Genomic DNA, 16,177 nt, shown 5'->3' on the forward strand with positions numbered 1-16,177 from the left:
TTTAATAGTCCGTAAGACCAATTTACTCCTGATTTATTTCATATAAAATATATAATAGATAGAAATTTCGGATTATTCTGTTTTTATTAACAGTAAGGTTGATATTATTACTGAAAATGAAAGTAAGCAGAAACCTTTCCACCGAACTAAAAACCTAAAAACCTTAAGGAGGATATGGAATGAAAAAATTATCAAAGATGATGATTCCAGCAGTACTTGCATTAACGGCAGCGACTTCCACGACCGCATTTGCAGATCCGCAATCAAGACCCAACGGACCATACATAGAAAACGAGCAAAACGTCTCGCTAGCCAGCTACATGAGCAATGAAGATCTTTTTAAAACTCTTCAGAAATTAGAAGAGTCCTCAAAAGGTAAAATGAAATTGGATATCGCGGGATATTCGAATCTTTCGCCTGATGGATATGCTACAGAAACCGATAAAGGCAGCCCTCTTTATGTTGCTAAGTTTGGCAGTGCCGATCCTAATAAAAAAAGAGTCCTTATTACGACTCAAATTCATGGCAATGAGCAAATTGGTACAGAGGCTGCTATAGATATTATTCAAAAGCTTTCTTCCGGGGGAAGAGAAGTGGATGAAATATTGGATAAAGTGTCCATCTGGATTATGCCGCGAATCAATCCGGAAGGATCCGACAATCTTTTTGAAGACAAATGGTATCCAACGCGTTATACCCATCAAACCTGGAACCCGGCAGCAATTGGCCTTCCAGCAGGAACGGCTTTCCCGTGGTATTATAACGCAGATGGCAGTGAGCGTGCCCAAAACAATAACGGCCGTGTAGTCTACGGTATTCCTGGCTATGACCAGAACCGCGACTACAACCCGAATCTGGATTTCCGGATTGAAGACCAAGACAAAGCTAGTGTTGCTGCGTTTTTGAACAATAAAGCAGCGAACAACAGCAGAAATGGCGGCCTTTTCGTAACCGCTGAATCAAGAACGGTTTCTAGTGTCTTTAAGGAGTTTAAACCTGATGTTTATGTGGATGTTCATCATCGCGGTTTTAATACGGTATCAGATGAGGATGACCGCTCCGTGCCGGTGCAGCTGGCAGCAGTAGTAGCCACTCAGTCCTATACGGATCCGTTCAGCGGGAAAACATACGAAGTAGACGCTGATGCCCTGAAACTTGGAAAACAGGTTAACGCTCTTTCTTATCTGTCCTTGCAGAGAGGATTCTCACACTTTGGTGCCATTCAAAAGTATCCTGACGTGAACCTGCCGGGAACTGCACTTGGTGCTTTCGCATTAAATGACGCAGCAATTATGCTGATAGAAATTAAAGGACAAAGCCAGACGCTTGGACAAAAACAAAGCGGCATGTTAAAGGAAACGGTAAAAGCACCACTTTATGATGTATTTAAGGGACTAGCGGATGGAACCATTCATAGCATTGACACGAAAATCTATGATGACATTCCTGAAGCTTCGAATTCAATCAGTGATCCTACTACAAGAGAAGAGGATAATGGTTTTTAATAAATAAGAGAATCTAAAAAGTTTTGGTCCTTTATGTTCCTTCATAAAGGACTTTTTATTATGATTTTAATAAGTCCTGCTTTTCTTTCATCATCAGCACAACCAGAACAAAACACACATTACACACTTGCTGTACGCATAAATGGTATAAGATGAGTATAGCTGGGCGGCATACAAGCATAAAACATTGAAACATAAGCATACATTCGTTAAACATAATCATAAACTTCTGAAACTAAAGCATATAACCTCAAAGGATAAGCATAAACGGTTCATCAATGTCTATAAAGCTAACAGAAGATAACAAAACCTGCTTGAAAGTACGTTTTCATTTATAGAAACAGCCTAACCTGCCTGATTTTTGCAGAAAAACTTTATTTTTATATCAAAAAATAAGAATATTTTACCCGTATGATAGCGTTTACTTCGTTTAATATTGGATAAAGGAATATTGTTCCAAACTATTAGAAACATAAAAAAGAAGGGAATCCGTCAACCCATAATAATAAAAAAAGGCCAGAAGATGCGGAACAGAAGGAGAGGACAAGACAGCGGTTAATACGGACTATCTATACCGATTCGCTATTAAATATAAGATCTTCGGTTGAAGCGTCCAAGAAGCTTAATAAATTAAAGAGCGCATCTCTTAAAGTAAGACAAAAATTAAAGGGTCCTGCAGCATCAAGCAGCCAGGCAAGTGCTGTAACCTACACGGTGATAAAGGGAGATACCTTATACCGCATATCAGCATGGAAGGTGAGGATATCTGCCCCTGATCTAAAGAAATTCAACACATGAAAAGCGGCGGAATTTATGTTGGTCAGGTGCAAGAGTTTAAGAAAAAGAATGGTAAACTCAAAAAGACCCCTATTTGTGTAAAGTCATACAGAAGGGGATCTTTTTGTTCATGTAAAGGCAGCCAAATAAAACTTGTTTTGAGGGGAACTCTCTAAATTGGACGAATTACTTGCACAGCTAAATAAAGAAAAAAATGCTTATAAATTATCTGTGCTGCTAGAAAAAGCAGGGCGGCGAAAAATGGAAGATTATACTGCTATCTTTCCATATCTGTCTGATAAACGCTCTTCAGTCAGAGAAGCTGCAATTCAGGCATTAAGGGCGTATAAAAGTTCTGATGCAGAGGAAGCTCTCATTAAACTAATTACGGAGTCAACAGATGAATATGACCTAACCCTTGCAAATTCTGTTTTATCAGAGATCGGCACAAAGCAATTCCTCACCTAATAAGTGAACTTGGGCATCCGAAAGGGGATGTTAAATGTTCAGCTTTATGGGCACTGAATGAACTAGGGGATGCCTCTTTACTTCCAATCTTCTTAACGGCTTTACAAGACCGGTCGTCTGCTGTTAAGAGATATGGCATGTTAGGGATCAATAGACATGGAAATCAATCGGCAATCAAGCCTGTAATCGGGCGAATAAAAACACTCCTGAAAAGAAAAAGGAAATCTGAAAGTGGTGAGCTAACAACAGCGCTCGGCTTTCTTATTCGTTTCATGGCAGAATATGAAGAAATACGGTATTTATTTGATTGGTTAAAATCAAATAAGTGGGATTTCCTTTTTGAAATGGAAAAAAGATGGATTATCAAAAATATAAAATCATTATAAAAGGCGATTCTTCGGCTAACGGGACTCTTGTTGAAGAAGCCGGAAAAAAACAAATCCATTTTTAAAATAGATTTGTTTTAACTATGAACATGTAAATAGGCAGGGAAGGTGACTAAGAACTCTGTTCCTTTACCGATTTTACTATTAATTTTCACAGTGCCTTTAAACTCGCGGATGATGCTGAAAGATACCATAAGACCCAAGCCGGTTCCTTTCTTACCTTTAGTTGAGTAATAGGGCTCGCCTAAACGTTTCACCTGGTCTGCTGACATACCTATTCCTGTATCACATACACTAATTTTGACTTCATGATTCTTTAAATACGTGTGAATGGTGAGAGTACCCCCATTTGGCATAGCCTCAATACAATTTTTCATAATGTTTAGGAAACATTGCCGAAATCGGCTTCTATCCCCAAAAATAACACATAAATCAGAATCTTCAATATTCACCACGACTGAATTCATGTTCGCCAGTGGCTGTAAGGTTTTAATAATCTGGTGAAGTTCATCGCTCGCGTGAAATTTTTCAACGGAGTGCATGGAGGGTTCGGCAAAGGTTAAGTAATTCTTGATAACATGCTCAGCTGCGTTTAATTCAGTTAAGGCAATATCGATATACCCCTTTGTTGTCTTCTGGAGGTTTGGGTCTTCTGAAGCAAGCTGTAAAAACCCTTGCACAGCAGTCAGTGGATTGCGTACTTCATGAGAGATAGCTGCACTCATATGACTGGCCAATTCTATTTTCTGTGCCTTCAACATTTGCTCGCGAAAAAACTCATTTTGTTTCATTTCCTCCAGTAGATAAGACATCATACAAATCCCAATGCATTGAATGAAGATGGTGACAACAACAACTTTAAGTTCAGTTATGGAGTGATCCGAAAACAATAAGCTGCCAAAGATCAAAATGCAAATTATAGCAGCAGTTATCAGCGAGACGGATAGACGTTTTTTTGAGGATTGTTTAAGGAACCAAGGGTGAGCAAGCCGCAAGAAAATGCCTAAAGAGATATAGAGCAGCAGTACCATCCAGAAACCGCTGTCTAATCCATAAAATAACATTCTTAGAAGAAGAGACCAAATAGTCAACAGCGGGCCATAGCCAAAATAAAGCCCGCCTATAATAATTGGAATTAATCTTAAATCTACCATAACTCCATATTGCGGTGAGGAAAAGCAGAGGCAGACCAAAACAGACAAAAAGAGTCCGATCACACAGAGAACACGCGGCCGGGGTCCCTTATTGTAACGTTCAGCCCAGAGATTAAAGATAAACATTAGAAGTATGATGAGTGAAAGATTGAAAAATAAATCTTTTACCAAATCCACAATTACCACCATCCGAAATCATCAATTATATTCAGTTTATTACTTTAGTGACAATTCGACAAATATTTTCATAATTATTTGTAAAGTTTTCATGATTTTGAATTTTCAGTAATTTTACCATTATTTCTTCATTCACTTCTGCAAAGCGGTACTTATCAGAAAGCTTGTATATTTTGATGCTATGTATGCACTGCTGTTTTCTAAACGAATAAGGCTAATGACAAAGCTATTTACTAGTTTCGCCAAACTATAAGTTAAAAGAACTATGAACATTTTCATAGTTTTCTTTACTGTATCTTATTAAACACGTAAAGAAGGATTTACATCGTCTCTCTATACTTAAAAAAGTAGTGAATGTTGAAGGAGCTGAGTAAATGAAGAGTAAGAAGGTTATTTTAGCAGGGATTGCGGCCCTGGCGTTATGTTCATCGGCAATCCCAATGTTTGGACAACATGCTTTGGCCGCAGAGAATTCATCCAGGTCAGAGGGCTTCAGCTACGGTCCAAAATCATTCGACCTGCAGGCCCACCGCGGTGGACTCGGACTTACATCAGAGTCCACGATCGCGTCGTTCTCCCGCGCACTAGAAATGGGTGTGAGTACACTTGAGCTTGACGTACAGATCACCGAGGACCACCAGGCTGTGATCACGCACGACCGCAAGATCTCTGGAGCCAAGTGCAAGGATACCGGTCCGGCATTTGCTGGTGATCCTGAATACCCTTATGTCGGCAAGTACATTAAGGACCTTACACTCGCCCAGGTGCGCACATTGGACTGCGGTTCACAGGTTTTACCGCAATTCCCAGAGCAGCGGCTGAGTCCTGGCGCACAGATGCCCTTGCTGAGCGAGGTGCTCGACCTTGTAAAGCGCTATCATGCTAATAAAGTGTGGATGAACATCGAGACAAAAGTGGAGGCCGGTGCACCACATGAGACCGCTCCCCGTGAAGAGTTTGTTCAGATCGTTGCCCGCGAGGTCCGCGAGGCCGGAATGATCAACCGGGTATCAATCCAAAGCTTCGACTGGGGAGCGCTCATGCGCATGAAAGAAGTCGAGCCGCGGTTACCCATCGTCGCTTTGACCAATGGTCCGCAGTTCCTGCAGCCTGGCCAGGCTGGAGCCTCTCCATGGCTGGGCGGAATTGATATTGATGACTTTGGGGGCGACTTAATTGCGGCTGCTCACTCGTTTGGTGCAGACGCCATCTCACCTGTGCACGGTTTCCCGCAAAACGGAAAAGTTACCGAGGAAAACTACGAGCCTTACGTGACAAAGCAAATGGTGGAAGAAGCACACAATAAGGGTATGAAGCTGATCCCATGGACGGTTGACGACACGCCTACTATGGACAAGCTGATCAATGACGGGGTAGATGGTATCATCACCGATTATCCGGACCGACTGCGAATGGTGATGGAGCAGCATGATCTCGAGCTGCCAAAGAGCTACTCTGGTCCCAAGTCTAAGAACAGGTAGTTGAGAAGGTGATAGGATACAAGTGTCTCTCTGATACTAGATACTTAATGAGTACATAATAGGGACCGGCTTTAATTTTGCTATTAACAAAAATTAGTTTACCTATAAATTGGTTTTCAATAGGGGAAAAAGCTGCCTTTTTTTCAAGGCGGCTTTTTCTCTTTAGGTCATCATCATTCAGAAGGGTAAAGTCTTGCTTAAAACGAAAGATCATCCTAACCTATAATCTGTTTATGTTGTATCCTAATCCTATTGCTGTAAAAAGCAGAGCTATGAGCCAGTCAAAATTTTGACTGGCTCATTTTACTTTTTCCTTTACCTCTGAAGATGAGGGTACTGCCAAATTCCTGAGGTTCTAAATAAATCGCGGTATATAACAAACATTTCGTCTTTAGGTACTTTTTGTGCTTCTGCGACTGATGGATAATCTAAATAAACAACATTTGTAAAACTGCGATTGGTTTTTTTATTATTCATCCTGTCATAAAAGTCGCTAGCTTCATTAAACACCGTCAAAGCTCTTCGAATATGACTTGCACTTGTCACGATTGTTACGTCCTTTAATCCCTGCTTTTCTAGGATATCATGTGTAAACAGCGCATTTTCTACCGTATCTGTTGAATTATTTTCCATGAGAATTCTGTCTTTGGAAACTCCCTGTTCGGTGAGCCACTTATTCATTGCATCTGCTTCGGTCACACCTTGCTTCGGCACGCCTCCAGATACAATAATCTTTGAATTCGGATACTTCTTTGCAATGGATAAACCCGCTTTTAAGCGTTCTATAAGCGGTTCTTTCATCGTTCCATCATCAGCAAGGGCATATCCAAGAATCACAATGGCATGTTTTTGCTGTGGCAAATCAGCAGGCGGTGCAGTGTTTAATTTCACTTTCATTAATGAATCTGCTCGTTCTATCTTTTGCGAATAATCTCGTGCTTTTGCAGAATCGATCTGAGCTAAATTAGACAGTGACCTTTTATAAGTACGCACATCTCCATTCACTTTGGAGTAAGCGCCAAGTAAGAGGTTCGCATTGAAATTATCCCTATCCAAATTCAAGATCTGGGTATATGTCTGCAGTGCTTCCGGGTATTTTTTCTGAATCACTTGTGTGGATGCAAGAGAGAACTTTATGTCTAAATCAAAAGGGTCAAGCAGGGCGGCCTGTCTGAAAGCATTTTCGACTACATCATATTTTCCCTTGAGTGTGATTCCTTTAAAGATATCTTTTTCTGCCTGCTTAATGTCGCCGCCATGCCAGTAATAGTACATGGCCATGTCTTTAAAGTGATTAATTCGGTCAGAAGTGGGCTCATCATTTTTTACAGGAGTCGAGGGGTTTCCTGTTTCAGCAGCTGTTTTTATTCTTGCTTTGTTTTTATCTTCCGAATTAACTTCTTTGTTATTATTAACCGCTTTCGTCTTCGGTTCGTTTGCTTGCTTTCCATTATCTGCGGTACAACCTGTCATAACAGAAATGGTAAATAGAAGAGCAATTAATCCTTTGTAAAGCTTCACATTCGTTCCTCCTTTATATGTATCATCTCTTTTACTTTCTCCTTACATAAATTGTGTATACAGGAGCTTTTTAAATTTATTTTTAGATAACAAAATCCTTGGTATAGTTAGTAGTGCTTTTTAGCTATTGAGCTCAATTCATACCTCTTAACACCATATCATGGAAGAAATTCTCACAATCTATCAAAAAAGTATTTTGCTATAATGCTAGTTGTGTATACATATGAACTAAGATTAGGGGGAACGTGTTTTTGATATCAATCGTTGCTAAACAAAATGGAATCGTGAAAGCCGCATTCTTCGCCGTGTTCGTATTAGCATGTGCTGCTATTATATATGGTGTGGGTGCCAAATCAGCAAGTGCAGAAACAATGACCTATGAAACGACAGCTAATGTGAATATCCGGACAGGACCCTCTACTGCCTACGAAAGCCTTGGAACTGTTGCAAAAGGATCACAGCTCAATGTAACAGGAAATGCAGCAAATGGGTGGTACCAGGTAAGCCATAATGGACAGAGAGGTTATGTAAGCGGGACTTACGTTCAAGTGAAAGGGTTTATCAATACAGCCACATCGGATCTAAATGTGCGTACAGGTCCTTCGACTGCGTACAGCATCCTTGGAACTGTCCAAAAAGGTGAGGAACTAACTGTAACTGGGAAAGCAAATGGGTGGTTTAAGATCAGTTATAATGGACGGACCGGGTATGTAAGCGGGAAATACGTTCAAGTAACAGAGGTAATGTATGCTGCCACGGCAAACTTAAACCTGCGCAGCGGGCCGTCAACAGCATCAGGCATTTTGGCATCCATTCCAAAAGGGACAGGGCTTGCGATCACTGCGGATGCAGTGAATGGCTGGTATAAGATCTATTACAATGGGAAATTTGGATATGTGAGCGCTGCTTATGTAAAAAAGACATACATACTTATCGTGATGAATCCAGAAAGCAAAACGGTACTAGTCAATAAACAGAATAAACTGCCTGACGGATATACTCCGCAAGATTTAGTATACGCTCCTATTCCTTTTACCTTCTCTGAACAATCGGACAAGCGAAAAATGAGAAAGGAAGCAGCGGCTGCGATTGCCCAGCTATTTAATGGAGCTAAATCGCAAGGAGTATCCCTCCTCGGTGTATCTGCCTACCGGTCCTATGATAGACAGGTAGAGCTCTTTAACTATTATGTGAGCAGGGATGGATATGAAAAGGCCAGCACCTATAGTGCAATGCCGGGAACAAGTGAACATCAGACTGGATTGGCAATAGACGTTACGGGAGGCAATGGACAGTGCGCTGCCCAAGACTGTTTTGCAAATACACCAGAGGCTGCATGGCTTGAGGATCATGCTTCAGAATATGGTTTCATCATCCGTTATCAAAAAGGGAAAGAAAGCATAACAGGCTACAAGTACGAGCCATGGCATCTGAGGTATGTAGGCCAAACGCTTGCTAAACATATAACCAGCAGAGGTGTTGCATTAGAAGAATATATAGGTTTATAAGCTATCGCTATTAAGCGGCATGGGTTTTTTCAAAGACCGTAAGCAACAAAGTACTTAAATAAACAAATACAAATCAAATAAAAAAGCTGATTGTTCGCCGACAATTGGCTTTTTTAAATTGCGGAATTCCAATTTTGTGAACATTTGGATCCCCTACATAGGAGGGCAAAGGAAAAACATTATCACAGCATCTTCTCCGGAATTGTACGGGTAGAGAAGTAAGAAAGTATTTTGTGAATTAAAATATTTCTGATTTTTCCTTGACATACTATAATACTAGCGGTAGATTTATAAATAAATTAAATATTATTCTTATCCAGAGAGGTGGAGGGACTGGCCCTTTGATACCTCAGCAGCAGACTGTATAGTACTGTGCTAATTCCAGAAGCGAAAAAGCTTGAAGATAAGAAGAGTGATGGACCATGATGCCGAAACCCTCTTCTTGCTTACAAGAAGAGGGTTTTTATATTGCATTACATGTAGATTTTCAAAAAAAGAAAGAAGGTATGATGTATGTCGATTACGTTAACAAAGGCTCCATTCAGGGCTGATCATGTAGGAAGTTTATTAAGACCCAAGCACCTGCTTGAAGCAAGGGCTGGCTTTAACAAGGGTGAGATAAGTGCTGAAGAGCTAAGAGAGCTAGAGCTGGCAGAAGTAAGAAGAATAGTAGATAAGCAGATTGAAATTGGACTTAAAGCGGTAACGGATGGTGAATTCAGACGTCATTGGTGGCATACAGACTTTATGGAGAATCTGCTTGGTATGGAAGGTTACACTCCAGAGAAAGGCTACCAGTTCAGTAAGATGGAGACCGAAAAGCATGATGTACGAGCGATAGGGAGAGTAGCATTCAATCCCGATCACCCTTTCATTGGACATGCAAAGGATCTAGTGGAGATAGCAGGAGACAGAGCCGTTGCTAAAGTGACGATTCCGAGCCCGAACCAATTCTTCAATGCAGGGATCATCAACCCGGAGATATATGCAGATTGGGAAGAGTTTGCGAAGGATATTATTGAAGCTTACAGACAAACTCTTAAAGCTTTTTATGATGTTGGTGTCCGATATCTGCAGCTGGATGATGTATACATAGCAGGCTTATCTGCACCGGCTCTGCCTTTTAGTGACGCTAAATATTCACGTGAATATTTAATTGATCTAGCACTAAGAGTCATTAACGGTGTCCTGGAGGATAAACCTGAGGACCTGTTTGTTACTACCCACCTATGCAGAGGAAACTACAAGTCGGATTATGCATTCTCTGGCAGCTATGACATTATTGCTCCGACCTTACTTAATAAGGAAAAGGTAGATGGATTTTTCCTTGAGTTTGATGATGAGCGTTCAGGCACTTTCGAACCATTGAAGCATATACCTCAAGGCAGTGAGGCACCACGTGTAGTCCTTGGGGTATTCACCTCTAAGTTTCCTGAGCTGGAAGACAAGGAAGAAATTAAGAAAAGGATCAAAGAAGCCTCTCAATATGTTCCATTGGAACAATTGTGCATCAGTCCTCAATGTGGATTCGCTTCAACTCATCACGGAAATAACCTTACAGAAGAAGAACAATGGGAGAAATTAAAGCTGATTGTTGATGTTGCGAAAGAAGTTTGGGGTTAAATTTATTTGTGAAGTTACTCATTACCAACAAGAAGGATGCTGTGGCATCCTTTTATTGCTGCACTAAGGGGTAAAATATTAAACATGGCTTCGGTGGCTTTTTCTTATGTGGATTGCATTAAATAATCGAGAAGCCGATATTGTCTACAAAAGAATGCACATGTTAACGAGTCGGTAAAAAAGCAATTTGTGCTTAGGTTTAAAAAAAAAACTCGCCAAAAAGCAGCGAGGTTTATATAGCTAATGTCAGATTGAAGTTCGTTATGGAATTAAATCTTTATTATTTCTTTCATCAGCTTTTTTACCAGAGTCCACCCAATGAATAATCTCCGGGCCCAATCAATGCTATACCGATCGAGACGACAATCAAAAATAAATTGTATTCGAATCCTCCGGCTGTAACGGAGAAGCCTTTGGGCCCATGGACCTTTACAATAGAGCCCATCATTACTAAAGCAATTAGAAGTGCACCAAGTGGTAAAAATATTCCCAAAATAAATAAAATTCCTGCCAATAACTCCGCAATCCCACTAAATGCTGCAATAGCTTTACCTGGCTTTATCCCAATGGATTCAAACCAGCCTCCAGTTCCCGCTATGCCATGGCCGCCAAACCAGCCGAAAAGCTTTTGGGAACCATAATAAAGAAATACAAATCCTATCATTAGACGAATAATGAGTAAACCCAGATCTTCCATATAATTAGTCCCCTTTATAAATACGAAATCTATTCTTTTTATTCCCCAAAAGAAAAATCTAATTCATTAAATAGCACAAGAGTCCGTAATTTTGTCCTAGGGATTATATTGGTTTTAATGACACCTGTGGAAGAGAAGTCTGAACAATAACCCCTAAATTGACACAAAGAGAATGGTTTCTTTCCGAAACTAATAAGGAGGGAATGATATAAAAGATGGAATTCTTAAAGATAGAGCTGCCTAAAAAGCGGTTTTTCTTGTGGAGGTAACGGTGTAGTATGTATAGGATATACGGCAGCTATAGTCATTCAACCAACATATAAAGAGTTTGGATTATTAGAGGAGGCAGGCACCAAATACTGCCATGATTCATAATGGTGAAAGTGGGTATTTATATTGAACAAAATCAATTAGAGGAGGTGTTCTGAATTGAGCCTGAAAGAACGCTTATGGGAAAACATGACTACACCTAATTGGCAGCATTTAATTGATGAGGATCATTTTGAAGAAGAGGAGGAAGAGGAGTAATATAAATTGCTTCTCTTTTTTTTGAAGTTATGATTCGAGAATAAAACAGTTTGTTAAAGAAACACTATCCCGTAAAAAGGTGGTGTTAGTTTTGCAAAACGAAAATCAGCCTGAGCAGCAAGCGGATAAGGAAAAGGTAAACGCATCTGATGATAACCGTGAACAAAATGAAAGTGAACCAGCATTTATTATTGCCCAGGGAGATCCGAATCTCTCACCGGATGCCGGGAGACCGCTGATATAAATAAAACAACAAAGCAACCGCCGCCGGTTGTTTTTTTATGAAAAAGTAATGGGATTACTTCTTCCTGCAGCTTAAAGACCATCGAAATTTTGGATTATAAGAATACAACGAATTCAAAACGGGTAATTACCCCTTAAAGCAGCTAGAGAGGGGATACACGGATGAAAAAAATAATGGTTGTATGTATGCTGGTATTTACATTAGCGATTCCAGACATGACAGAAGCAAGAAGTTTCAGCGGCAGTAAATCCACAAGCCATAGTTATACGACTGAAAGTTCTTCAACTGTTATTCAAACAAGAAGCAGATCACGCGGCAGCTATAATTCAGGATATAGAACGCCATCAAGAAGCAGCGGGAGCTATAATTCAGGATACAGAGCACCATCCAGAAGTGTAACAAAAGGATCCACTTATAACCGGTCTCAAATTCCGAGACGATCAGGAACTGGGAGTTTCTTCTCTCATGCAGCGGCATTTGGTGCGGGAGCATTTTTAGCTCACATGTTTCACCCGTTTGGGGGTACGTATTACGGAGCCTCACATGGATTTTCGTTTTTCGGGATTTTATTGGATATTTTGTTGATTGTAGTAGTCTTCAAGTTGTTCAGAAGATTATTCTCAAGAAACAGAAGATATTATTAAGGAGCTAAAGAGATGGAAATACTTTTTAACGAACAGGACCTGATAGACAGCATTTGTGTGTACACCTCATTGCGGGAGAACATAACTCCCGAACAAGTGCAGGCAGATATAGGATATGACCTGGAGTCCGGTTTTTCAGCATCATCTTTAGCACATGGCCGAACGCTGCGATTTAATGAACAGGATATAATTGATGCGGTGGCCGATTATTTGCAGGAATATCATCTATTTGGACCGGACAGTTTAAATATTAAATTCTCTTATTTGGAACAGGATGGCATTGCAGCTGTCATACAAGTAAATAACTATTATTGACTATACAAGCCTTGTGTATAATCAAGGCTTGTTTTTTTGTGCAGAAAAAGAACGGTATGAAATGCTTGTATTAAACAAAACTAAAAGAATAGAAAACATACAGGAGTCAGGTAAATGGGCCAATTGGACATTCATTACATAATATTAACTGCGGCCATTATGATTAACGGGCTGGGCTGTATATATATCCTCAAAAAAGATTGGGTTCGCTATGGGCTTGTTTTGATCATAAGCCTTATGTTTTCGTCGAGCTTATGTTATTTATTTTATGTACTGCATTATTATCGTTTTGTTCTTCCATTGTTCCAGGTCATGCCAGCGGTCGCCATATCTTTTAGCTTCCTGGTATTGTTTTTGATTCGGTTCAGGCCCAAAAAGCACACCTTTCCCTTTTTTTATAGTGTTTTGATCTTTATATTTTCCATCGAAGTCTTGTTAAAAGATTATTGGGGCTTTATTCGCTTTAGTAACGGGTGGGATTATTGGGATTCCTTTTCTTTATATTGGGTTTACTCCCGGGTATTTGACCATATTGGCGAATTTTTTGTTTCCGCTAAGTATCGGACACCTATTCGTGCTGAGACGAGAATATATTGGTTCAGCTTTTTTGCATTCATTCTATATGGCTGCTTCTTATTTTATTGGATATTTAAGATGAATCATTAGCGATTAATTTGATATAAGCCTTACTTACTATGGCATGAATAAACTTTGTCTTACCGCGGTATAAGCCGCCTGGTCTTTTGAGGTTCTTGCTAAAGTCTTTTAAATGGCCATAATCCGTGAAGGCTTTGGATGATTTTGCAGATAGTCCCAAAATGTTATAAGACATGCAAATTTTTCGCTGTTTGTATCACACACGGATAGATGATGTTCCATCCTTACCACACACGGTTATCAACTAACGCACGCGTTTGATCAATAAGCTGTGCTTATTAATGAGTACATGATAAGAGTAAAGGTTATTGTTACCCAAATCGTGTTTTTTGCAGTGTTTTCATCACCTTTTTTAATCTTTTTTGCTAAACTTACACAATTTAGAATAAATGTAATACAAAGAAATGGCATTATATTCAAAGCTACCCATTGCATTATTTTCATCATTGTCTCAATCAATTCATTTCCTCCCTTAAACAGAGTCATCGTTGCAAGGATTGATTGAAAATCAAAACGAATCAAATTCGGCCGAACGGATCACGATAAAATTGGAAGCCAGCAAGAGCTGTCTAAACTAAGGGGATTAACCAGTAGGGAGGACATGGTCAAAGCTTACTTCGTTAATATTACATTATCGGTTATAATATTGCCGTTATCTACAATATCTATAGAAGCCTTTAAATGGTCCATATCCGTAGGGTGAACTTTATTGAACTGGTAATCTAACACTTTTACACCTTTTGCTTCGTTGTCATAGAATTTCACATCTATGTTAGAAGAATCGTTTCCGTTCAGCTTATATGAGTTTCCATCCATTTGATATGAGTTTAAGTACACAGATAAATCCCGCGGGCGAGTGCCTTTTTTCCAGGTGACCGTGAATGTATGGGTTTCATAGGCCATTTTATCTTTAGACTGATAATAGCCCTCCACATGGTCTGCTATCGTAAATATTTTATTTTCGCTTTCACCAATTAAATCAGCTGTGTATGATACTTTATCACTGCTATTTGAGCTTTTTGTATTACAGCCCATTAGTGGAACCATCAATAACAGTGTAATAGCAAAACCTTTAACCACCTTCATTTATCCAGCTCCTAATAGGATTAGTTAATTAAAGCGTAGAGCAGTAAAAACTACAATACCAACTAGAATACCGAAGTATACTCGCTTAACTGCAATGTTTTTTCGTTTTAACAAAGTTTTAAATAAGGGCTCCAGCACTGCCTGGGCGATTAATAGAAACAGGATTGCAGGTACAACCCATAGAAAATTTTTATTAGTCCAATTTAATCCAATCAAATAAAAAAGTAAGAACGAAAACATAAAGGCTAATACATCACTTAAACGTACTTGTTCTTTGCGAGGGGGGAATAATATTTGTAAAATCTTTTTCACTTTCTAATCCTCCTCTAATATAAAATAGCTAAAAAAATCATTCAGTTCACGTTAAGTTCATCGGGTAGAATTATTGTATTACTAATATTTTACAGTTAATCTTACTTTTTAACAATCATGCTAAAAACTCAGCGGGAAACCTAATGGAATAAGAATAATAAAGGGAATTTAACACATAGTAAGCAAAAGAACTTACCAGGAGGCTTACTATGAAAAAATTTCTTGGCATTATTGCAGCAGTTTTGTTCTTGCTTCAGACAGGCCACGCATCTGCACAAAAGACAGACTATGAGAAATACGGCAAAATTGCCATCTCAGTTATACAGGCTGACTATCCGGGTGAACCTGTAACAGACTACCAGTACTTAGGCCGCAAAGACCTCGGTAATGGCGCAGTTGAAGATGCATTCCAATTCAATGTAATTGAAAATAGTAAAAGAATTAAACCGATTGTAAGAGTAAGACATAACCTCAGAAACAACAAATTGCTGGACATAAGGGTAGAAGAACCCACCGGGCAGACTCCTAGAAAAGATTAGCACGGCAGAAAATAAACAAACGCTTGGATCTTCCAGGCGTTTTTGTTTGGACTCTTATAAAAACTCTGCTGTTTAATCAACATTGCAGCATTCCTCAATAATTCAACCTGTAGCAGCACTTTCGAACCTGCTTCTTACTATTAATAACATTCTGTTCCCAGACTCTGTTTGTTATGATGCCTCCAGCTAACTTAGAAGGAAATACTTTTCAAAAACTCACCATATGCTAAAGTAAACTATAAAGATATATAAGGGAGTGAGAGTGTACTGCAGCAGATCAAATTTATGTATAAACAATTCCTGCGGGAGCCTTTGTGGTTTAAAGTATTGATTTTAACATGTTTGTTGGTTTCATTCGTCTTTAGCAGTTCCTTCTTTTCAGCAAATTCTGATTATCAAGGCCTTTCGAAATTAGCTGCTGCGATCTTTTTTGGTGTGTACGGTTTTAAATTGCGAAGAAATCGTGTAAATTCTATGATTTTTTTTGCTTTGGCTGTTATATGTTTGTATTTATCCATTCTAGCAATCTATTAAGCTTACGGGCGGCGCTTGTTA

General features: G+C 39.4%; 16 protein-coding genes and 1 riboswitch. Of the genes, 10 read left to right on the forward strand and 6 right to left on the reverse strand.

The annotated features are described in order from the left end of the window. Window positions 1–179 precede the first annotated feature (179 nt). From JOC77_RS04735 to JOC77_RS21810, 3 genes are all read left to right on the forward strand, one after another. Window positions 180–1,505, forward strand: a complete 1,326-nt coding sequence (locus JOC77_RS04735; protein WP_204539394.1) for a M14 family zinc carboxypeptidase — start codon at window positions 180–182, stop codon at window positions 1,503–1,505. Window positions 1,506–2,459: 954 nt separating this feature from the next. After that, window positions 2,460–2,750 carry a HEAT repeat domain-containing protein gene (locus tag JOC77_RS04745; RefSeq protein ID WP_204539398.1) on the forward strand — a complete coding sequence of 97 codons (291 nt, stop codon included), beginning with the start codon at window positions 2,460–2,462 and terminating at the stop codon, window positions 2,748–2,750. Beyond that, window positions 2,750–3,136, forward strand: coding sequence for a HEAT repeat domain-containing protein (locus JOC77_RS21810; RefSeq protein WP_420850653.1), 387 nt, complete (start codon window positions 2,750–2,752; stop codon window positions 3,134–3,136). The genes JOC77_RS04745 and JOC77_RS21810 overlap by 1 nt, the downstream gene beginning before the upstream one ends. A 77-nt stretch (window positions 3,137–3,213) precedes the next feature. Here JOC77_RS21810 and JOC77_RS04755 read toward each other — a convergent pair whose 3' ends face one another. Continuing rightward, complete coding sequence (locus JOC77_RS04755; RefSeq protein WP_204539405.1) at window positions 3,214–4,467, reverse strand: ATP-binding protein; 1,254 nt, start codon at window positions 4,465–4,467, stop codon at window positions 3,214–3,216. Between the two features lie 374 nt (window positions 4,468–4,841). Between JOC77_RS04755 and JOC77_RS04760 the strand changes: the two genes are divergently transcribed. Then, on the forward strand, window positions 4,842–5,948 hold the full coding sequence (locus tag JOC77_RS04760) for a glycerophosphodiester phosphodiesterase (RefSeq protein ID WP_204539408.1): 1,107 nt from the start codon (window positions 4,842–4,844) through the stop codon (window positions 5,946–5,948). Window positions 5,949–6,263: 315 nt separating this feature from the next. Here the strand turns inward: JOC77_RS04760 and JOC77_RS04765 are convergent, their stop codons facing one another. After that, complete coding sequence (locus JOC77_RS04765; protein WP_338047180.1) at window positions 6,264–7,469, reverse strand: ElyC/SanA/YdcF family protein; 1,206 nt, start codon at window positions 7,467–7,469, stop codon at window positions 6,264–6,266. A gap of 251 nt (window positions 7,470–7,720) precedes the next feature. Here JOC77_RS04765 and JOC77_RS04770 point away from each other — a divergent pair, with 251 nt between their 5' ends. Next, complete coding sequence (locus JOC77_RS04770) at window positions 7,721–8,977, forward strand: SH3 domain-containing protein (RefSeq protein ID WP_239558609.1); 1,257 nt, start codon at window positions 7,721–7,723, stop codon at window positions 8,975–8,977. 309 nt (window positions 8,978–9,286) lie between these two features. Further along, window positions 9,287–9,387: riboswitch (SAM riboswitch) on the forward strand. 103 nt (window positions 9,388–9,490) lie between these two features. Next, window positions 9,491–10,600, forward strand: a complete 1,110-nt coding sequence (locus JOC77_RS04775) for a 5-methyltetrahydropteroyltriglutamate--homocysteine S-methyltransferase (RefSeq protein WP_204539411.1) — start codon at window positions 9,491–9,493, stop codon at window positions 10,598–10,600. A 301-nt stretch (window positions 10,601–10,901) separates the two neighbouring features. Here JOC77_RS04775 and JOC77_RS04780 read toward each other — a convergent pair whose 3' ends face one another. Beyond that, window positions 10,902–11,297, reverse strand: coding sequence for a DoxX family protein (locus JOC77_RS04780; RefSeq protein ID WP_204539414.1), 396 nt, complete (start codon window positions 11,295–11,297; stop codon window positions 10,902–10,904). A gap of 619 nt (window positions 11,298–11,916) precedes the next feature. Between JOC77_RS04780 and JOC77_RS04785 the strand changes: the two genes are divergently transcribed. The 3 genes from JOC77_RS04785 to JOC77_RS04795 all read left to right on the forward strand — a co-directional run bounded on the left by JOC77_RS04785 (window position 11,917) and on the right by JOC77_RS04795 (window position 13,028). Continuing rightward, the gene (locus JOC77_RS04785; RefSeq protein WP_204539417.1) at window positions 11,917–12,069 is read left to right on the forward strand and encodes a hypothetical protein; all 153 of its coding nucleotides are present in this window, start codon (window positions 11,917–11,919) and stop codon (window positions 12,067–12,069) included. 161 nt (window positions 12,070–12,230) lie between these two features. Then, a complete protein-coding gene (locus JOC77_RS04790) occupies window positions 12,231–12,713 on the forward strand; it encodes a hypothetical protein (RefSeq protein ID WP_204539420.1) in 483 nt (160 codons plus the stop codon). Window positions 12,714–12,725: 12 nt separating this feature from the next. After that, window positions 12,726–13,028, forward strand: a complete 303-nt coding sequence (locus JOC77_RS04795) for a DUF2653 family protein (protein WP_204539423.1) — start codon at window positions 12,726–12,728, stop codon at window positions 13,026–13,028. Window positions 13,029–13,946: 918 nt separating this feature from the next. Here JOC77_RS04795 and JOC77_RS04800 read toward each other — a convergent pair. From JOC77_RS04800 to JOC77_RS04810, 3 genes are all read right to left on the reverse strand, one after another. Continuing rightward, the gene (locus JOC77_RS04800) at window positions 13,947–14,144 is read right to left on the reverse strand and encodes a hypothetical protein (protein WP_204539426.1); all 198 of its coding nucleotides are present in this window, start codon (window positions 14,142–14,144) and stop codon (window positions 13,947–13,949) included. A gap of 153 nt (window positions 14,145–14,297) precedes the next feature. Next, on the reverse strand, window positions 14,298–14,771 hold the full coding sequence (locus JOC77_RS04805; RefSeq protein WP_204539429.1) for a hypothetical protein: 474 nt from the start codon (window positions 14,769–14,771) through the stop codon (window positions 14,298–14,300). A gap of 24 nt (window positions 14,772–14,795) precedes the next feature. Next, on the reverse strand, window positions 14,796–15,083 hold the full coding sequence (locus tag JOC77_RS04810; protein WP_204539432.1) for a hypothetical protein: 288 nt from the start codon (window positions 15,081–15,083) through the stop codon (window positions 14,796–14,798). A gap of 209 nt (window positions 15,084–15,292) precedes the next feature. On the opposite strand from JOC77_RS04810, the gene JOC77_RS04815 reads away from it, so the two are divergent. Continuing rightward, the gene (locus tag JOC77_RS04815; RefSeq protein ID WP_204539435.1) at window positions 15,293–15,622 is read left to right on the forward strand and encodes a DUF3889 domain-containing protein; all 330 of its coding nucleotides are present in this window, start codon (window positions 15,293–15,295) and stop codon (window positions 15,620–15,622) included. Window positions 15,623–16,177: the final 555 nt, after the last annotated feature.

It is taken from the genome of Peribacillus deserti (assembly GCF_016909175.1).
Classification (GTDB): domain Bacteria; phylum Bacillota; class Bacilli; order Bacillales; family DSM-1321; genus Paraperibacillus; species Paraperibacillus deserti.

What these genes read in the sequence shown, in the direction of transcription:
- JOC77_RS04760 (WP_204539408.1), top strand. Translation starts at nt 4,842, where the DNA reads ATGAAGAGTAAGAAGGTTATTTTAGCAGGGATTGCGGCCCTGGCGTTA.
- JOC77_RS04775 (WP_204539411.1), top strand. Translation starts at nt 9,491, where the DNA reads ATGTCGATTACGTTAACAAAGGCTCCATTCAGGGCTGATCATGTAGGA.
- JOC77_RS04735 (WP_204539394.1), top strand. Translation starts at nt 180, where the DNA reads ATGAAAAAATTATCAAAGATGATGATTCCAGCAGTACTTGCATTAACG.
- JOC77_RS04780 (WP_204539414.1), bottom strand. Translation starts at nt 11,297, where the DNA reads ATGGAAGATCTGGGTTTACTCATTATTCGTCTAATGATAGGATTTGTA.
- JOC77_RS04805 (WP_204539429.1), bottom strand. Translation starts at nt 14,771, where the DNA reads ATGAAGGTGGTTAAAGGTTTTGCTATTACACTGTTATTGATGGTTCCA.
- JOC77_RS04795 (WP_204539423.1), top strand. Translation starts at nt 12,726, where the DNA reads ATGGAAATACTTTTTAACGAACAGGACCTGATAGACAGCATTTGTGTG.
- JOC77_RS04815 (WP_204539435.1), top strand. Translation starts at nt 15,293, where the DNA reads ATGAAAAAATTTCTTGGCATTATTGCAGCAGTTTTGTTCTTGCTTCAG.
- JOC77_RS04790 (WP_204539420.1), top strand. Translation starts at nt 12,231, where the DNA reads ATGAAAAAAATAATGGTTGTATGTATGCTGGTATTTACATTAGCGATT.